The sequence below is a fragment of the Streptomyces sp. NBC_01320 genome (assembly GCF_035974375.1).
Classification (GTDB): domain Bacteria; phylum Actinomycetota; class Actinomycetes; order Streptomycetales; family Streptomycetaceae; genus Streptomyces; species Streptomyces yanii.
On the sequence record NZ_CP108390.1, the window covers coordinates 6,837,380 to 6,854,344 of the forward strand.

16 protein-coding genes, 1 tRNA gene and 2 pseudogenes are annotated in these 16,965 nt (G+C 69.7%); 12 read left to right on the forward strand and 7 right to left on the reverse strand.

Translation table 11 applies throughout. The features are described 5' to 3' along the window. Nucleotides 1–178: 178 nt before the first annotated feature. The gene (locus tag OG395_RS31190; RefSeq protein WP_327245897.1) at nt 179–2,929 is read left to right on the forward strand and encodes a penicillin acylase family protein; all 2,751 of its coding nucleotides are present in this window, start codon (nt 179–181) and stop codon (nt 2,927–2,929) included. 59 nt (nt 2,930–2,988) lie between these two features. Here OG395_RS31190 and OG395_RS31195 read toward each other — a convergent pair whose 3' ends face one another. Beyond that, entirely contained in the window at nt 2,989–3,582 is a 594-nt protein-coding gene (locus tag OG395_RS31195; RefSeq protein WP_327245898.1) for a 5-formyltetrahydrofolate cyclo-ligase, read from the reverse strand. A 94-nt stretch (nt 3,583–3,676) separates the two neighbouring features. On the opposite strand from OG395_RS31195, the gene galU reads away from it, so the two are divergent. The 7 genes from galU (at nt 3,677) to OG395_RS31230 (ending at nt 9,125) form a co-directional block, all read left to right on the forward strand. Beyond that, nucleotides 3,677–4,579: a UTP--glucose-1-phosphate uridylyltransferase GalU gene (gene galU, locus OG395_RS31200; protein ID WP_327245899.1), complete on the forward strand. Its 903-nt coding sequence runs from the start codon at nt 3,677–3,679 to the stop codon at nt 4,577–4,579. A gap of 4 nt (nt 4,580–4,583) precedes the next feature. Continuing rightward, nucleotides 4,584–5,894: a molybdotransferase-like divisome protein Glp gene (gene glp, locus OG395_RS31205; protein WP_327245900.1), complete on the forward strand. Its 1,311-nt coding sequence runs from the start codon at nt 4,584–4,586 to the stop codon at nt 5,892–5,894. Nucleotides 5,895–6,018: 124 nt separating this feature from the next. Further along, nucleotides 6,019–6,519 (forward strand): cyclic pyranopterin monophosphate synthase MoaC, encoded by a 501-nt coding sequence (gene moaC, locus OG395_RS31210; RefSeq protein WP_327245901.1) that lies wholly within the window; start codon nt 6,019–6,021, stop codon nt 6,517–6,519. After that, nucleotides 6,516–7,052 carry a MogA/MoaB family molybdenum cofactor biosynthesis protein gene (locus OG395_RS31215; RefSeq protein ID WP_327245902.1) on the forward strand — a complete coding sequence of 179 codons (537 nt, stop codon included), beginning with the start codon at nt 6,516–6,518 and terminating at the stop codon, nt 7,050–7,052. Before moaC ends, OG395_RS31215 begins: the two co-directional genes overlap by 4 nt. A gap of 17 nt (nt 7,053–7,069) precedes the next feature. After that, nucleotides 7,070–7,675, forward strand: coding sequence for a GNAT family N-acetyltransferase (locus OG395_RS31220; protein ID WP_327245903.1), 606 nt, complete (start codon nt 7,070–7,072; stop codon nt 7,673–7,675). 163 nt (nt 7,676–7,838) lie between these two features. Next, the gene (sepX, locus tag OG395_RS31225; protein WP_327245904.1) at nt 7,839–8,963 is read left to right on the forward strand and encodes a divisome protein SepX/GlpR; all 1,125 of its coding nucleotides are present in this window, start codon (nt 7,839–7,841) and stop codon (nt 8,961–8,963) included. 88 nt (nt 8,964–9,051) lie between these two features. Continuing rightward, nucleotides 9,052–9,125 (forward strand) — tRNA-Ala (locus OG395_RS31230). A 213-nt stretch (nt 9,126–9,338) separates the two neighbouring features. On the opposite strand, the pseudogene OG395_RS31235 reads toward OG395_RS31230, so the two are convergent. Continuing rightward, nucleotides 9,339–9,647, reverse strand: a pseudogene (locus OG395_RS31235) (site-specific integrase); the annotation flags it as partial. Nucleotides 9,648–9,757: 110 nt separating this feature from the next. Between OG395_RS31235 and OG395_RS31240 the strand changes: the two are divergent. Beyond that, nucleotides 9,758–10,016, forward strand: a pseudogene (locus tag OG395_RS31240) (glycogen debranching N-terminal domain-containing protein); the annotation flags it as partial. A 124-nt stretch (nt 10,017–10,140) separates the two neighbouring features. Here the strand turns inward: OG395_RS31240 and OG395_RS31245 are convergent. Further along, the gene (locus tag OG395_RS31245; protein ID WP_327245905.1) at nt 10,141–11,793 is read right to left on the reverse strand and encodes a hypothetical protein; all 1,653 of its coding nucleotides are present in this window, start codon (nt 11,791–11,793) and stop codon (nt 10,141–10,143) included. A gap of 760 nt (nt 11,794–12,553) precedes the next feature. On the opposite strand from OG395_RS31245, the gene OG395_RS31250 reads away from it, so the two are divergent. Together OG395_RS31250 and OG395_RS31255 are read left to right on the forward strand one after the other, a co-directional pair. Beyond that, nucleotides 12,554–13,339, forward strand: a complete 786-nt coding sequence (locus OG395_RS31250; protein WP_327245906.1) for an SAM-dependent methyltransferase — start codon at nt 12,554–12,556, stop codon at nt 13,337–13,339. 71 nt (nt 13,340–13,410) lie between these two features. Continuing rightward, nucleotides 13,411–14,211, forward strand: coding sequence for an alpha/beta fold hydrolase (locus OG395_RS31255; RefSeq protein ID WP_327245907.1), 801 nt, complete (start codon nt 13,411–13,413; stop codon nt 14,209–14,211). Nucleotides 14,212–14,229: 18 nt separating this feature from the next. On the opposite strand, the gene OG395_RS31260 is transcribed toward OG395_RS31255, so the two are convergent. Continuing rightward, nucleotides 14,230–14,715, reverse strand: a complete 486-nt coding sequence (locus OG395_RS31260; protein ID WP_327245908.1) for a GNAT family N-acetyltransferase — start codon at nt 14,713–14,715, stop codon at nt 14,230–14,232. Nucleotides 14,716–14,764: 49 nt separating this feature from the next. Here OG395_RS31260 and OG395_RS31265 point away from each other — a divergent pair, with 49 nt between their 5' ends. Continuing rightward, nucleotides 14,765–15,580 carry an exodeoxyribonuclease III gene (locus OG395_RS31265; protein WP_327245909.1) on the forward strand — a complete coding sequence of 272 codons (816 nt, stop codon included), beginning with the start codon at nt 14,765–14,767 and terminating at the stop codon, nt 15,578–15,580. Between the two features lie 6 nt (nt 15,581–15,586). Here OG395_RS31265 and OG395_RS31270 read toward each other — a convergent pair whose 3' ends face one another. The 3 genes from OG395_RS31270 to OG395_RS31280 all read right to left on the reverse strand — a co-directional run bounded on the left by OG395_RS31270 (nt 15,587) and on the right by OG395_RS31280 (nt 16,890). Beyond that, on the reverse strand, nt 15,587–15,862 hold the full coding sequence (locus OG395_RS31270; RefSeq protein WP_327245910.1) for a DUF2087 domain-containing protein: 276 nt from the start codon (nt 15,860–15,862) through the stop codon (nt 15,587–15,589). Nucleotides 15,863–15,993: 131 nt separating this feature from the next. Next, on the reverse strand, nt 15,994–16,128 hold the full coding sequence (locus OG395_RS31275; protein ID WP_327245911.1) for a hypothetical protein: 135 nt from the start codon (nt 16,126–16,128) through the stop codon (nt 15,994–15,996). Nucleotides 16,129–16,239: 111 nt separating this feature from the next. Next, a complete protein-coding gene (locus tag OG395_RS31280) occupies nt 16,240–16,890 on the reverse strand; it encodes a MerR family transcriptional regulator (protein ID WP_327249509.1) in 651 nt (216 codons plus the stop codon). Nucleotides 16,891–16,965 lie beyond the last annotated feature (75 nt).

Here is a 16,965-nt window from a genome sequence, read left to right on the forward strand (position 1 = left end):
CCGGCGGCCGGTACTTCGTTACCTTACCTAATCTTTAACGTTTTCTTGACGGCTTCGAGCATTCGTGCGATCGCTCCTCGATTCGAAGCATCCCGATACCGCGTCGGAGCCGCTTCGGTGCTGCGCCTATGGTTGCTCCTGCACTCCCCAGGACCACCCTGCCCCTCGAAGGACAGCGATGCCCGCCAACACAACCGCCTCTTCCGGCTCTTCCGGTTCTGCCGGTGCGAAGACCGGCAAGAAGAAGGGGCGACGCGCCCGCCTGATCGTGATCGTCCTGGTGCTGGCGCTTGTCGCGGGTATCGGTTACAGCGCGTTCTGGTCCGTAACCACTGTGCGGGCCTCGTACCCGCAGACGAACGGCTCCATCAAGATCGACGGCCTCGCCGGCAACGTCGATGTCAAGCGCGACAGCTACGGGATCCCGCAGCTCTACGCGGACTCCGACGCCGACCTCTTCCGCGCCCAGGGCTTCGTGCAGGCGCAGGACCGCTTCTGGGAGATGGACGTCCGCCGTCACATGACGGCCGGCCGGCTCTCCGAGATGTTCGGCTCCGGGCAGGTCGACACGGACGCCTTCCTGCGCACGCTGGGCTGGCGCAAGGTCGCGCAGAGGGAGTACGACACCGTCCTCTCCGCGGGCACCAAGAAGAACCTCCAGGCGTACGCGGACGGGGTGAACGCCTACCTCAAGGGGCGCGACGGCAAGGACATCTCCGTCGAGTACGCCGCGCTCGGCCTCACCAACGACTACAAGCCGACCAAGTGGACCCCGGTCGACTCGGTCGCCTGGCTCAAGGCGATGGCCTGGGACCTGCGCGGCAACATGCAGGACGAGATCGACCGCTCGCTGATGACCAGCAGGCTCAGCAAGAAGCAGATCAAGGACCTGTACCCGGCGTACCGGTACGACAAGCACGATCCGATCGTCAGCGAGGGTGCGATCTCGCCGGTCACCGGCACGTTCGACCCGAAGGCGAAGCCGACCTCGGGCATCGGCGCGGACACCGTGCAGGGCGCCACCGAGGGAGTGAACACGCAGCTCGCCTCGCTCTCCGACACCCTCGACCAGATCCCCGCGCTGCTCGGTCCGAACGGCAACGGCATCGGGTCCAACTCCTGGGTCGTCTCGGGCCAGTACACGACGACGGACAAGCCGCTGCTCGCCAACGACCCGCACCTGGCGCCGCAGCTGCCCTCGCTCTGGTACCAGATGGGGCTGCACTGCCGTCAGATCTCGGCGACCTGCCAGTACGACACCGCCGGGTACACCTTCTCCGGCATGCCGGGCGTGATAATCGGTCACAACCAGGACATCGCCTGGGGCTTCACCAACCTCGGCGCCGACGTCACCGACCTCTTCCTGGAGAAGGTCTCCGGCGACGGCTACCAGTACGACGGCAAGGTGAAGCCGTTCGTCACCCGTGAGGAGACCATCAAGGTCGCGGGGGGCGCGAGCCGGCACATCACCGTGCGCGAGACCAACAACGGTCCGCTGATCTCCGACCGCAGCAGCGAGCTGGAGAAGGTCGGCCAGAAGGCCCCCGTCCCCAGCGGGGCTCCGGACCGCGCCGCCGGTTACGCGGTCGCCCTGAAGTGGACCGCGCTGGAACCCGGCAAGTCCATGGACGCCGTCTTCGAGCTCAACCGGGCCAAGGACTTCAAGTCCTTCCGCAAGGCGGCCGAGCACTTCGAGGTGCCTTCGCAGAACCTCATCTACGCGGACAACAAGAACAACATCGGCTACCAGGCCCCCGGCAAGATCCCGGTCCGCAAGACGGGCGACGGCACGACGCCGAGCCCCGGATGGACCTCGAAGTACGGCTGGGAGAAGGCCCCGATCCCGTTCGCCCAGCTGCCGTACGAGTACAACCCGAAGCGCGGCTACATCGTCACCGCCAACCAGGCCGTCATCGACGAGAAGTACCCCCACCTGCTCACCAAGGACTGGGGCTACGGCACCCGCAGCCAGCGGATCAACGACCTCATTGCGGGGAAGATCAAGGGCGGCGAGAAGATCTCGACCGAAGACATGCAGAAGATGCAGATGGACAACACCAGCGAGATCGCCGCGGAGCTGGTGCCCGAACTGCTGAAGATCAAGGTCTCCGACAAGAGCGTGCGTGAGGCGCAGAAGCTCCTGGAGGGCTGGGACTCCCACCAGGAGCCCGACTCGGCGGCCGCCGCGTACTTCAACGCGGTCTGGCGCAACATCCTGAAGCTGGCCTTCGGCGACAAGCTGCCCAAGGAGATGCGGGTCAAGGGCGAGTGCCTCACCGTGCTCCCGGCCGACAGCACGGGGCCGGTCGACGAGCAGGACAAGCCGGTGCGCGAGTGCGGTCAGCGCGACGCGGACTCGGCGCAGCCGGACGGCGGGGACCGCTGGTACCAGGTGGTCATGAACCTCAAGGACGACGAGAACAACGACTGGTGGAAGGCGCCGGGAAACCGCAAGGACGAGGCGACCGAGAACCGTGATCAGCTGTTCGCCCGCGCCATGAAGGACGCCCGCTGGGAGCTGACCGCCAAGCTCGGCAAGGACATCTCCACCTGGAGCTGGGGCCGACTGCACCAGCTGACCCTGAAGAACCAGACTCTCGGTACCGAAGGCCCCGATCTGCTCCAGCGGGCCCTCAACCGCGGGCCGTGGAACCTGGGCGGCGGCGAGGCCGCGGTCAACGCCAGCGGCTGGAACGCGGCGGGCGGCTACGAGGTCATCTGGGTCCCGTCGATGCGCATGGTCGTCAACGTGGGGGACTGGGACAAGTCCCGCTGGATCAACCTCACCGGCGCGTCCGGCCACGCGTTCAGCGCGCATTACACCGATCAGACCGACAAGTGGGCCGACGGGGATCTGCTCGACTGGTCCTTCGGAACGAACGCCGTGGCCAAGTCGACGAAGGACACACTGACGCTCAAGCCGTCGTAGGGCGGCGGACCCGGCACCGCGGTTTCGGGCCGACGGGCCCGGCGCGGTGCCGGCCGGGCTCAGCCGCTGAAGCGCCGCGTTCCGGCCGGCGTCACCACGGCGTCCACGGGGTGGTCGTGCGGTTCCACGGGAACCGTCGCGACCACCTCGTTGTCGTAGAGAAGGACGATCAGCGAGGGGTGCGCCCCCGCGGCCGCGAGCCGGGCCAGCACCCGGTCGTACGAACCACCGCCCCGGCCGAGCCGCATCCCGCGTCCGTCCACCGCGAGGCCCGGCAGCAGGACCGCGTCCGCGTCGAGGACGGCGTCGGGCCCGAGCCGCGGACCGTCCGGCTCCAGGAGCCCGCGGCCCGCCGGGAGAAGGCGGCCGGCACCTTCGTACGGCGCCCAGTCCAGGTCGTTGTCCGGGAGGAGCACCGGCAGCAGTACCCGTACGCCCCGTGCGCGCAGCGCGTCCAGCAGCGCGCGAGTCCCTGGTTCACTCCCGACCGAGACATAGGCGGCGACGGTACGGGCCCCGGCCAGCTCGGTGAGACCGACTGCGCCCCGGGACAGAACCATCGCGGCATTTTCGACGTCTTCGCTGGTCAGGAGGGCTCGCGAGGCGAGTAGTTGACGCCTGAGCGAGGCCTTTCCGGACATGTCGGTGTTCAACGTGCACCTGCGCATCTCTCGTATGTGCATATAGAAGTACAAAGTTAACCGGAGGCTCATCTTCCGCCCATACTCACCGGTTATGGTTGCGCGCATGACTCAGTCGCACCCCAGGATCAGCAAGGCTGTCATCCCGGCCGCGGGACTCGGTACCCGCTTCCTGCCGGCCACCAAAGCCACTCCCAAGGAGATGCTGCCTGTGGTCGACAAGCCTGCGATCCAGTACGTCGTCGAGGAGGCGGTGGCGGCCGGTCTCTCCGACGTACTCATGATCACAGGCCGCAACAAGCGTCCGCTCGAGGACCACTTCGACCGCAACTACGAGCTGGAGTCGGCGCTCACCCGCAAGGGAGACGCCGAACGGCTCCAGAAGGTCCAGCAGTCGAGCGACCTCGCCACCATGCACTACGTCCGCCAGGGCGACCCGCGCGGCCTCGGCCACGCCGTGCTGTGCGCCGCACCGCACGTCGGCGACCAGCCGTTCGCCGTTCTCCTCGGCGACGACCTGATCGATCCGCGGGACCCGCTGCTCGCCCGCATGGTCGAGATCCAGGAGCGCGAGGGCGGCAGCGTCATCGCGCTGATGGAGGTCGAGCCGGAGCAGATCCATCTGTACGGCTGCGCAGCCGTCGACACCACCGTCGAGGGCGATGTCGTCAGGGTCACCGGCCTGGTCGAAAAGCCCGAAACGGCCGACGCGCCCAGCAATCTCGCGATCATCGGGCGCTACGTCCTCGACCCCGCCGTCTTCGACATACTGCGCAGGACCGAGCCGGGCCGCGGGGGCGAGATCCAGCTGACCGACGCGCTGCAGCTGCTCGCCGCGGACGAGAAGATCGGCGGCCCGGTGCACGGTGTCGTCTTCAAGGGACGCCGCTATGACACCGGCGACCGGAGCGACTATCTGCGTGCCATTGTCAGACTCGCGTGCGAACGTGAAGATCTGGGCCCGGAGTTCCGGGCCTGGCTCCGCAGTTATGTCACCGAGGAGATGTAGCACTTTGAGCAGCACGATCTGGTCGGTGGACGAGCACCTGGAAGACATTCTCGGCGCCGTGCGGCCGCTCGAACCCATCGAGCTGCAACTGCCCGAGGCCCAGGGCTGTGTCCTCGTCGAGGACGTCATGGTGGAGATCGCCCTGCCGCCCTTCGACAACAGCTCGATGGACGGGTACGCGGTCCGGATCGCCGATGTCGAGGGCGCCAGCGAGGAGTTCCCCGCGGTGCTCACGGTCATCGGTGACATCGCGGCGGGCAGCGACGGGCTCTCCGGCGACCAGACCGTGGGACCGGGCGAGGCCGCCCGCATCATGACCGGCGCACCGCTGCCGGCCGGTGCCGAGGCTGTCGTCCCGGTCGAGTGGACCGACGGCGGTACGGGCGGCGGCCCGGCGGACACCATGCGCGCCCACAGCGACGCCCCGCAGGTCGCGGGTGGGGAGGTCCGCGTCCACCGCCCGGTCGCGGCCCGCGCCCACGTCCGGGCCCGCGGCAGCGATGTGCAGCCCGGCGATCTGGCCCTGCGGGCCGGTTCGGTGATCGGGCCGCCGCAGATCGGGCTGCTCGCAGCGATCGGCCGCTCCACCGTGAAGGTGCGCCCGCGGCCGCGCGTCGTCGTCATCTCCACCGGCAGCGAACTCGTGCAGCCCGGCGAGGAGCTGACCGGCGGCCGGATCTACGACTCGAACAGCTTCGCGCTGACCGCCGCCGCGCGCGACGCCGGAGCGATCGCCTACCGGGTCGGAGCCGTCGAGGACGACGCCGATTCGCTCCGCGCCACGATCGAGGACCAGCTGATCCGCGCGGACATCGTCGTCACCACGGGTGGGGTCAGTGTCGGTGCGTACGACGTGGTCAAGGAAGCACTGTCCTCCGTCGGCGACGAGGACGAGCCGGGCAGCGGCATCGACTTCCGCAAGCTCGCCATGCAGCCCGGCAAGCCGCAGGGCTTCGGTTCGATCGGCCCGGAGCACACACCGCTGCTGGCGCTGCCGGGCAATCCCGTCTCCTCGTACGTCTCGTTCGAGCTGTTCGTGCGGCCCGCGATCCGCACGCTGATGGGCCTGCAAGAGGTGACCCGCCCGACCGTCCAGGCCACGCTGAACACCGACAAGGCGCTCTCCTCGCCGTCCGGCAAGCGCCAGTTCCTGCGCGGCACGTACGACGCGGAGGCGGGCACCGTCACGCCCGTCGGCGGCTCCGGATCGCATCTGATCGCGGCCCTCGCCCAGGCGGACGCGCTGATCGTGCTGCCCGAGGACGTCACCTCCGCGGAGCCCGGCACGGTCACCGAGGTGATCCTGCTCCGCTGAACGCCGGCCGGTGGCGGTACGGTGTCTGCCGCTGTGCCTTACCGGGGGACACCCCCCGGACCCCCGGCCGCACCCCGGTGCAGGCCGAGCGGGCAACCGGCGCCCTACCGCTAGGCGGAGTTCAGTGAGTACGCAGAACAGGCTGACGCATCTCGACGAGGCGGGCGCGGCCCGGATGGTCGACGTGTCCGAGAAGGACGTCACCGCGCGCGTCGCGCGCGCCAGCGGCCGGGTCCTCGTCTCGCCGCGCGTCGTCGAACTGCTCCGTGGCGAGGGAGTCCCCAAGGGCGACGCCCTCGCCACCGCCCGCATCGCCGGGATCATGGGTGCCAAGCGCACCCCGGAGCTGATTCCGCTCTGCCACCCGCTCGCCGTCTCGGGCGTGAAGGTCGATCTGAGCGTCGCCGACGACGCGGTGGAGATCGCCGCCACGGTGAAGACGACGGACCGCACGGGCGTGGAGATGGAGGCGCTGACCGCCGTCTCGGTCGCCGCGCTCACCGTGATCGACATGATCAAGGCGGTCGACAAGAGCGCGGTCATCACGGATGTCCGGGTCGAGGCGAAGTCCGGCGGCAAGTCCGGCGACTACCGGCGCCCGGCGCCGGAGGGAGCGGACGCATGACGGCGCCCGACGCGGCGCCGTTCGGCGGTGCGCCGACCGCCCCGTACGCCGCCCTCGTCGTGACCGCCTCGAACCGCGCCTCGGCCGGTGTCTACGCCGACCGGGGCGGTCCCCTGATCGTCGAGGCGCTCACCGCGCTCGGCTTCGCCGTCGACGGGCCGCAGGTCGTCCCCGACGGCGACCCCGTCGAGCAGGCCCTGCGAGCCGGGGTGGCCGCCGGGTACGACGCCATCGTCACCACCGGTGGTACGGGCATCTCACCCACCGACCGCACCCCCGACGCCACCCGCCGCGTCCTCGACCACGAGATCCCCGGCATCCCGGAGGCGATCCGCGCCGAGGGCCGCGAGAAGGTCCCCACGGCCGCGCTCTCCCGTGGCCTCGCGGGTGTGGCGGGCGGCACCCTCATCGTGAACCTGCCGGGCTCCACCGGTGGGGTGCGGGACGGACTTGCCGTCCTCGAACGTCTTCTGGTGCACGCCGTCGACCAGCTCCGCGGCGGCGACCACCCCCGACCCGGGAGCCCGAGCTGAACGTCCCGACCTGGCCGGTGATCCTGACGGACGGCGCGATCACCCTCCGGCCGATAAAGCTGCGGGACCAGCGCGTGTGGCGCGAGGTCAACCGGCGCAACCGCGACTGGCTGCGCCCCTGGGAGGCGACGGTTCCACCGCCCGCCCCGGGCGGCCCGGTCGCCCGGCGCCCCACGTACCGTCAGATGATCCGCCATCTGCGTTCCGAGGCCAACGCGGGCCGGATGCTGCCCTTCGCCATCGAGTACGAGGGGCGCCTGGTCGGGCAGTTGACGGTCGCCGGGATCACCTGGGGGTCTATGTGCTCGGGACACGTCGGCTACTGGGTGGATCAGGATGTGGCAGGCCGCGGTGTGATGCCGACCGCGGTCGCGCTCGCTGTCGACCACTGTTTCCGGACGGTCGGACTGCACCGCATCGAGGTGTGCATTCGGCCGGAGAACGGGCCCAGCCGGAGGGTCGTGGAGAAACTCGGATTCCGCGAGGAAGGGATGCGTCCGCGCTATCTCCACATCGACGGTGCCTGGCGGGACCATCTGATCTTTGCGCTCACGGCGGAGGAGGTGCCCGACGGACTGCTCCGGCGCTGGCACCAGGCACGACCGGAACGCCACACGAAATAAAATAAGTGTTCGAAATTGATCGGCGTGTGGCTGCTAACGAACGCGCAAACGCCGACTGCCGGTCTGAACAATCACAAAAAAAGTCCGCGATATCCGCCGGATCGTGCGACACACCGGGCCAATTGGCGGATGCCTCCGTGCAAACCCCTCTACGGTGTGAGACGTGAGCAGCAGCGGCCTCATCTATGCAGTCATCGTCGGGGCCTGGGCCGCCTACTTGGTGCCGATGTGGCTCCGCAGGCAGGACGAGCTCAATGAAGCCCGTCCGACGGAACGCTTCAGCACCGCCATCCGGCTGCTGTCCGGACGGGCGGCCATGGAGCGCCGATATGCCAAGGAGCTGCGGGAACGCACCGCCGAGGAGGCGGACCCCGACGCCGACCCGGACGCGGACACGGACCGAATGGATTCCGTGGACGTCCGGGCCTTTGCCGCGCCTCCGGCGCACACCGAAGCCCGGGTGCACGACCCGGCGCGCGCACCGGAGCCGCAGGCCCAGGACAGACCCGTACACGCGCCCGTGCCCGCACGGCGCACACGACCCGGCGGGGCCGACGCCGAGCGCGCCCGGCGTGCCCAGCGCTCGCAGGTCCTCGCGCGCCGGAGGCGCACCACGTCGATCCTCTTCCTCGCCTTCACCCTCGGCGCGGTCGTCGCGGCGGTCGGCGGCCTCCGCTTCCTGTGGGCGCCCGCGGTGCCGGCCGTGCTGCTGAGCATGTACATCGTTCATCTGCGCGCCCAGGAACGGCGCCGGTTCGTCTTCACCATGGACCGGCGCAGGGCAGAGGTCGCGGCGCAGCGCCTGCGCGAGAACCGTCCCCGCAGGCACCAGCCCGCGACGACGGCCCCCGCCGAGTCCGACGAGGAGCCCGAAGCGCGCCACCCGGAGCCCGAGCCCGCCCCCGCGGTCTCTCCGCAGGAGGCCGGTCGCCGCGCTCTGGTCGAGCAGACGGATCATGCGGAATGGGTCGACCAGCAGCGTGAACGCGGCAGGGTCCAGGGCGACAGCTGGGAGCCGGTCCCGGTCCCGCTGCCGACCTACGTCACCGCACCGGTCGCCCCGCGCGCCACGGGCGGCGTCGAGGTCGGCGACCCGGAGACCTGGAGCGCGGCCCGCTCCAGCACGGCCGAGCCGACCCAGACGGGCGCCGCGCCCCCCGCCGCGCCTCCGGTCGAACCGGCACCACGCCAGCGCACCGGCTCGTCCCGCCGCTTCCGCGACCACGGCCGGACCCCGCTCTTCGACCAGTACGACGACGGCGACCGGCCCCGCGCCGCCAACGAGTGAGACCCGCTCCGACGCCGACCCGGCTGACCAGCAAGGGAGCGGATTTCCAAGCACCCCTGTGAGGGTGCTAGAGTTTCACTCGTTGCAAGGGCCTGTGGCGCAGTCTGGTAGCGCACCTCGTTCGCATCGAGGGGGTCTGGGGTTCAAATCCCCACAGGTCCACCGCAGCTCAGAGCCCCTACCGGGGAAATTCGGTAGGGGCTCTTTGTCGTCGTACAGCAGCTAAGTACGGCAACTACTTCTGATCTTGCGCGCCGAGGGTCCAGGCGGTTCGGATCATCTGGCGGGCGTGGTCGGTGAGGGTCATGCGGCCGAGTTCGTCGTAGAGCGTTCCCCTGCGACGCTGTGTCTGCTGACGGACGTGCAGCACCCGGCCAAGTAGAGCCGTATGTGTGCCTCGTACCTGTCGTACGCACTGAGCTTGCGACGCGGCCGAACGTAATGCTCCAGCCAGTGCGGCAGCCACTCGGAGAGCGTGGCCGACCGGGTGGGCGTCGGGATTCCCCGTCGGTCCCGCAAGACCAACTCCTGACGCTTGGTGTCGCATTTCTCCCACGTGCTGCCGTAGACGGTCTTGCGCTTGCGTGTGCCGTCGGGCTGGGGGACATAGACACGGGCTTCGTACCGCCCGTCCTTGCGCTGCCAGATGCTGCCAGCGCCGTTCGGGTTCCTCTTACGTGCCATCAGGCGGGAGGCAGAAGAGGGCCTGTGGACGGAACGGGAGTTGGCTGAGCCGTCCACTTTCGTCACCAAGCTGACCGTGGCCCGTGGCCCGTGGCCCGTGACCACGCCGGCCGCACGACAACGCGGTCATCGCGCTCGGGCCGGCGCGTTACGGCCTGCACGACGAGGCCCGCGCGGCCGCCGAGGCACCGGTCGACGCAGCGACGGCCGGCGGGCACGGCTGCCGGAGGTCCTCGCGGGGTACGCGAGGGACACCCATGCTCAGCCAGTGCCGTATCCGCACGCGTGTGTGCGGGAGGCCCGGTCGGCCGCGCGCCGCCGGCGCTGCTCACGGCGGTGGGGGCCGTCGGGGTGCTGTCACCCTCGTGACCGGGCGCATCCCACCAGGGCCGCGCGGCGTCCTGGCCGCACTGCGGCCCCAGCCGCCCGCCCGCTGCCCGGAAGAGCACCGGGACGCGAGCGGGCGGGTGCGGTCACCTCACGCGGGCCGTGCTCACTGGACGTCCACGAAGTCCAGGCGGCTGTAGCTGTAGAAGTGACTCCACTCGTTGCCGTCGTACTTGGCCTGCCAGTCGCCGTCCTTGGTCGCCTTGAAGGTCTTTGTGAACCTGCCGTCATTGCCCGTCACGGCGACGCCGACCCCGCGCCAGGTGGTCGTGCCCTTCGCGCGGAAGTAGATGTCGATCCGCGCGCCGGCGAACGCGGACCACTGCCCGTTGTCCTCGTTCTTCGCGTTGAGCTTGCCGGTGATCGTGAGGGGGGCGCCCGCCTTGACCGGCTCGGGGTTCGCGTTGAACTCCGGGAAGGCCGTTATCTGGCGGTACACCGTGTACGACTCCGGGGCGGGGCCGGCCGGGATCTGCTTGGTGCCGGGGAACTGGAACCGCCAGACGCCCACGCCCTGGTAGGGCAGGTCCGCGGCCGTGACCGTGCGGGAGCTGTCGCCCGCGATGGCGGGGCTGTCGATGGTCTTCTTGGTGACCCAGGTCGTGGTGCCCTTCGCCTTGAACTGGAGATTCACCTTCAGGGTCGTCGAGGCCGGGAGGTCGTAGCGGTCGAAGACACCTGACACCGTGACCTTCTTGTACCGGCTGACAGTGACCGTGGGGAGCCTGTGGAAGCCCGCGCTCGTCGTCGGGTCGGAGCTGACGTACGCGTACCTGTTGGACAGCCATGGCGTGCCGAGGAGGGCGATCGTCTGCCGTTGGGTGCCGTAGACGGGGACCTGGGTGGTGAAGCGCCCGTCCTCCCCGGTCTTGAAGGTCCGTACGGTGTACACCGACATGGGCGTGCCGACGGGGACCGGCTTGGAGACGCCGTTGGTGCCGCGGTAGGTGGCCCGGCCGGTCAACGGGGCGTCCGTCCCGTCCGCGCCCCTCACCGTGGGCGAGTCCAGCGTGATGTCGGTCGTGGTGTAGCCGACCTCGACCTGGCGGGTCAGACCGTGCGCGGCGTCCGCGCCGGCCGGCCGGAGGACCATCCTGACGTCGTTCTGCCACGTCGTCGTGTCGTGCTTCTCCGCGCCCGTGAAGGTGAACGGCGTCTCGACATGACCCGCGGCGTCGGTGGTCAGTCCCGTCCTCGCCGCGGTCGTCTCCAGCACCAGCCGGCCCTTCGCCATCGGCGTCTCGGAGTCGTCGCGCGGGTCGCGCAGCGTCGCGTCCGCCTTGACGGTCACCGTCCTGTGCTCCAGGTCCGGCTTCCCGCTCACCTCGAACGTCTTGACCTGCGGGATCAGGTGGTAGTCGAAGACCGCCTCGTCCTTGTGGAGGATCGTTTCACCCCCGGTGCCGTCGTACTCGACGTCCACCGCGTACCGGCCCAGGTCCGCCAGGCGCAGCGGGGTGGTCTCGACGGCGGTCTCACCGGGGTCGTCCTGGCAGGACGGATTGCAGGGGTCCATGTCCTCCAGGAAGCCGAACTCGGTGATGGTCGCCACCGGGGTGTCGGTACCCGTCTTGCGCAGGAGCACCTTCAGGTCCTTCGGCAGCGTGCGCGTACCGAAGTCCACGTAGATCCGGGTCTCGTCGGTCCGGACCGAAGGGCCCGACGGGTGCGGGTCGGCCGCCTGTGCCGCCGTCGGAGCCGCCAGCACGCCAGCGAGTGCGCCGAGTGTGCACAGCGCCGAGAGGGTGCGTCTTCTCATGTGTTCCCCCCAGGGAATCAAGATCTAATCAGCCCTCCAGACCTCTGGAAGGGCTGGAAGGTTGTAGGGACAACCAAAGCGAGTGTTGGACGGGCGTTTGCCGGGTGTTTGCCGAGGCGCGTGAGCGGTCGCCAACGGGTATGCAGCAATCACCTTTCCGCCGACGGGTTCTGTCCAGTAGAGGGGGCGCTGCTTGGTGAGGAGGGGGTCTACCGCATCAGCAAGGTCCCCCGTTCACGCGCTGCCGAACGAGCCCCTGGCGGCAACTGTTGACGGCAATGGGGGCGCACCCCGCCGTCCAGCTGGAAGCATCCGCATACCTTGCAAGCAAGGATTGCGCTCGGAGAGCCTGGCCCGGAGGTGCGAAGACGGAACTCCTCAAGCGGGTGTCGAGCAGCCCGGGCCCGTCACGTACTGGATGGACTCCGTGATCGCGGCCCAGGGGAGCTGTCGAACCGCTGGCCCTTCGCGGGGTTCATGGAGCGGCCAGACGTCAGGACCGTGGATGAGCTCCACGTCCGCCTTCCGTAGGGCCGCGACATGCCCCTCTTGCGGACAGCCCCACAGCCCTCAGCAACCGCCGTGCCGGTAGTTCGCATCGAGGGGGTCTGGGGTTCAAATCCCCACAGGTCCACCGCACGACGAAGTCGGCTTGATCCCCAGGGCAGTTCGGCCTATCCGGTACTTCCCGCGCGGACATCTTGCGGCAGGATTGAGGCGCAGCCCCCTGCCCGTGATTCCCCGTACGGAGGAGCGTCCTGTGACGGCCGGCCCGCCCACGCCCCAGATCGACACCAGCAAACCTCACCCGGCGCGCGTCTACGACTGGCTGCTGGGTGGCAAGGACAACTACCCGGTCGATCAGGCCGTGGGGCAGAAGCTGCCTCCGGAGGCGCGGGGCAACGCGGCGCGGAACCGGGCCTTCATGCATCGCGCTTCCGCCTGGCTGGCGCGGCAGGGCATCGATCAGTTCCTCGACGTGGGCACCGGCATCCCCACCTCGCCGAACCTGCATCAGATCGTCCAGGCGATCACGCCCGCCGCCCGGATCGTGTACGCGGACAACGACCCCATCGTTCTGCGCCATGCGGAAGCGCTGTTGGTCGGCAGTCCGGAAGGGGCCACCGACTACATCCACGCGGATGTGCGGAAGCCGGAGCTGATCCTCCATCACGCCCGCCGACTGCTGGACTTCCGCAGGCCGGTCGCCCTGTCGCTGATCGCGCTGATGCACTTCCTGCCCGACGATCAGGACCCGTACGGCATCACCCGCACCCTGGTCGACGCCTTGCCGTCGGGGAGCTATCTGGTGCTGTCGCACGGCACGGCCGACCAGCACCCGGAGCTCCGGGCCGAGACCGAGTCCGCCTACGAGAAGGGCGCCATCACGCTGCGGATGCGCAGCCACAGCGAGGTGGAGCCGTTCTTCGGCGGTCTGGATCTCGTCGAGCCGGGGCTCGTGCCGGCCGCGGAGTGGTACCGGGAGGAGCCGGCGCCGGAGAACGAACGCAGCGGGTTCTATGTGGGTGTTGCCCGCGTGCGGTGAGGCATCGGGGTGCGACGCTGTCTCGCGGCCGGGTCGGCGTCCGCCGCCGGGCACAACCAGGGGGAATCGGCATGGAGTTCCGGACGAAGAGCGGTACGACCCTTGTGTACGACGACCGGGGGCCGTCCGGCGGTCTGCCGGTCGTCCTGATCCACGGTCATCCGTTCGACCGGACCATGTGGGCACCGCAGGCCGAGGCGCTGGAGCGGGCCGGGTACCGGGTGATCGCGTCGGATCTGCGCGGGTACGGGGAGAGCGCCGTGGTACCGGGCCGCACCCTGCTCGCCGACTTCGCCGACGACATGGCCGCGCTCCTCGACCATCTCGGCGTCGAACGGGCCGTGGCCGGCGGGCTCTCCATGGGCGGGCAGATCGCCATGGAGTTCCACCGCCTGCACAGGAACCGGGTGTCGGCGCTGGTCCTCGCCGACACCTCCCCGGTCTCCGAGACCGACGACGGCAAAGCCTTCCGTAACCGGCTGGCCGACCGGCTGCTCGGCGAGGGGATGGCCGGGTACGCGGACGAGGTGATCGACAGGATGATTGCCCCGTACAACGTCACGGCGCTGCCCGGGGTCGCCGCGCAGGTGCTCGCCATGATGCGTACGACCGCTCCCGAGGGCGCCGCGGCAGCGCTGCGGGGCAGGGCCGAGCGGCCCGACTACCGGGAGTCGCTCGCGGGGGCCGAGGTGCCGGTCCTGCTCGTTTTCGGTGCGGACGACACGTACACGCCGGTCGCGGACGGGGAGGCCCTGCACCGGCTGATCCCGCACTCCGCGCTCGTGGTCGTCGACCGTGCCGCGCATCTGCCGAATCTGGAGCAGCCCGAGCGGTTCAACGCCGCGTTGCTCGGGTTCCTCGGAGGGCTCTAGATCAGGACAGGGCCCGGTTCACGACTCCTGGAGCGGTTTGGCGAAGCAGCGGCTGCTCTCGTACGTGCGGTAGTAGCCGAACTTCTCGCAGGGGGTGTAGCCGCTGGAGGTGTACAGCGCGATCGCCTCCGGCTGCTGGTCGCCGGTCTCCAGCACCATTCGGGTGCGGCCCGCCGCCCGGGCGTCCGCCTCGAGAGCGGCGAGGATGCGGCGGGCCAGACCCCGTCCGCGGCTCTCCGGGATCACGAACATCCGCTTGAGCTCGGCGTCGCCGTCCAGGTAGCCCTCCTCGTTCTGATCCTGCGCACGCCAGCCGCCGGTGGCGACCGGTGTGCCCGACTCGTCGTAGGCGAGGAGGTAGAGGCCGCGCGGAGGCCGGAACATGGACGGCGTGAGTGGTGTGACATCGCCCTCGTCCCCGTAGCGCTCCGCGTATTCGAGCTGCACCTGGTCGTTGAGTTTGACGGCGTCGGGGTGGTCGAACGACCGAGGCTGGATATTCATGCGGTGAATGGTACAGGTATGCGGTCGCTGGGGTCGGTATTGTGCCCTGATGCTCACCGTGACCACCGTGAATGTGAACGGGCTCCGCGCCGCCGCGAAGAAGGGCTTCGTCGAGTGGCTGGCGGGGACCGAAGCCGATGTGATCTGCCTGCAGGAGGTGCGTGCCGAGCCGCACCAGCTCGTCGACGAGGTGCGCGAGCCCGACGGCTGGCACGCCGTCCACGCACCGGCGGCCGCCAAGGGGCGGGCCGGGGTCTCTCTCTACACGCGCCGGGCGCCGGAACGGGTGCAGATAGGGTTCGGCGGTTTCGGGGGCACCGGGGGCGAGGAGTTCGACGACAGCGGCCGGTACGTCGAGGTCGACCTGCCGGGTGTCACGGTGGCGAGCCTGTATCTCCCGTCCGGTGAGGTCGGTACGGAGCGGCAGGACGAGAAGGAGCGCTTCATGGCCGCGTTCCTGCCGTATCTGAAGGGGCTCAGGGAGCGGTCCGCGGCCGGCGGCCGTGAGGTGCTGGTGTGCGGCGACTGGAACATCGCCCACCAGGAGGCCGACCTGAAGAACTGGAAGGGCAACAAGAAGAATTCCGGCTTCCTGCCGGAGGAACGGGAGTGGCTGACCAGGGTCTTCGACGAGGCTGCGTACGTCGATGTGGTGCGGGCGCTCCACCCCGACGAGGAAGGGCCGTACTCCTGGTGGTCCTACCGCGGGCGGGCCTTCGACAACGACACGGGCTGGCGCATCGACTACCAGGTGGCCACCCCCGGTCTCGCCGGGCGTGCGAGAAAGGCATGGGTGGAGCGGGCCGCCACACACGGCGAGCGGTGGAGCGACCACGCGCCGGTGACGGCCGTCTTCGAGCTGTAGGGCCTGCTAACCGGCCCGCCGGTAGCTGCTGCCGTCCTTGGGGCGGGTCAGCAGGCCTGCCACGACCAGGAAACGGCGCAGCGCCGGGTAGTCGTCGTGCACGGTGAGCAGCGCCTCGTTGACCTCGCGCTCGCTGTACGTGCGGTCCGGCTCGAACAGGGTCTGCGCCAGGTGGACGAGCAGCTGCTCGCGGCGGCCCGGCTTGCGGGGGATCGTGATCAGCCGCCCGTGGGAGAACAGGGCTGCAACCCCGTGTGAACTGCTCGGATTGTTGTCGGACATGGGGGAAGCCTTGCGTACGGGGGAAGGGCGGGCAACGTGATTTCGTCGGGGTGGGCAGCTCCTGTGCGCCATCCGGCGTGTACCGCGGTGCGTTTCTGCCGTCCCATGAGGCGCGGGTGTCCGCCAGGCGGTCAGGTGCCGGCGCGCTGTCGCTTCAGGGTGTCGGGGGCGTCGATGAGCAGCCGGTTGCGGCCGGTGGTCACCCAGCCGTGACCGCGCCACTGCTCGGGTCGTGAGGGATTCCGCCCGCCTGGGACGGAGCGCATACGGGATATGCGCCGCCGACCGGGACGCGAAAGCGGAGGACCAGCGCGCCCAAGCCCGTTCGGAGCGTGCCGGTGAGCCAGGACTCACTCCTGCTCACTGCCCAGGAACGGTTACGTCTCCGGCCCCTTCGGTGGCTGCGTGCCGTCGTCGCGGCGCAGCCGTCGGTCCAGGGCCATGGAGAGCTCGGCGTCCACCACTGCGCGGGCGAGCGGGCGGAGTCGGGGCGGTTCGGTCTCCGTGGTGTGGGCCTGCAGCACCTGCACGAAGAGATCGGCGAGGGCGTCCGCGTGTTCCCGGACCCGGCGCCCCGCCGAGAGCACCGTGGAGAGCGGCACGCCTTCGCGTACCAGCTCCGCCGACACCTCCAGGAGACGGCGGCTGATGTGCACGATCTCGTCGCCGTCGGTGGCGAGATAGCCCAGGTCCAGGGCCGTGGCGAGGTTCTCCGGGGTGACCTCGCCCTCGAAGTGGTCCGCGAGCTGTTCGGGCGTGAGGCGGACCGGGGTCTCCTCGGTCGGCTCGCCCAGCCCCAGCACCTCGGCGACATCGCGGCCGCTCTCGAAGGTGCGGGCCAGATCGGCGATTCCGGTGAGGGTGTGGCCGCGCTCCAGCAGCCCGGCGATGGTCCGCAGCCGGGCCAGGTGGTGGTCGTCGTACCAGGCGATGCGCCCCTCCCGGCGCGGTGGTGCGATCAGACCGCGCTCCCGGTAGAAGCGCAGGGTCCGCACAGGGATGCCGGCCTCCTCGGCCAGCTCCTCCATGCGGTATTCGCGGTGCTCGCGTCCTTCAGCCACTACCGCACCCTATGTTGTACCGCCGGTAACTTTCCCGTGCCG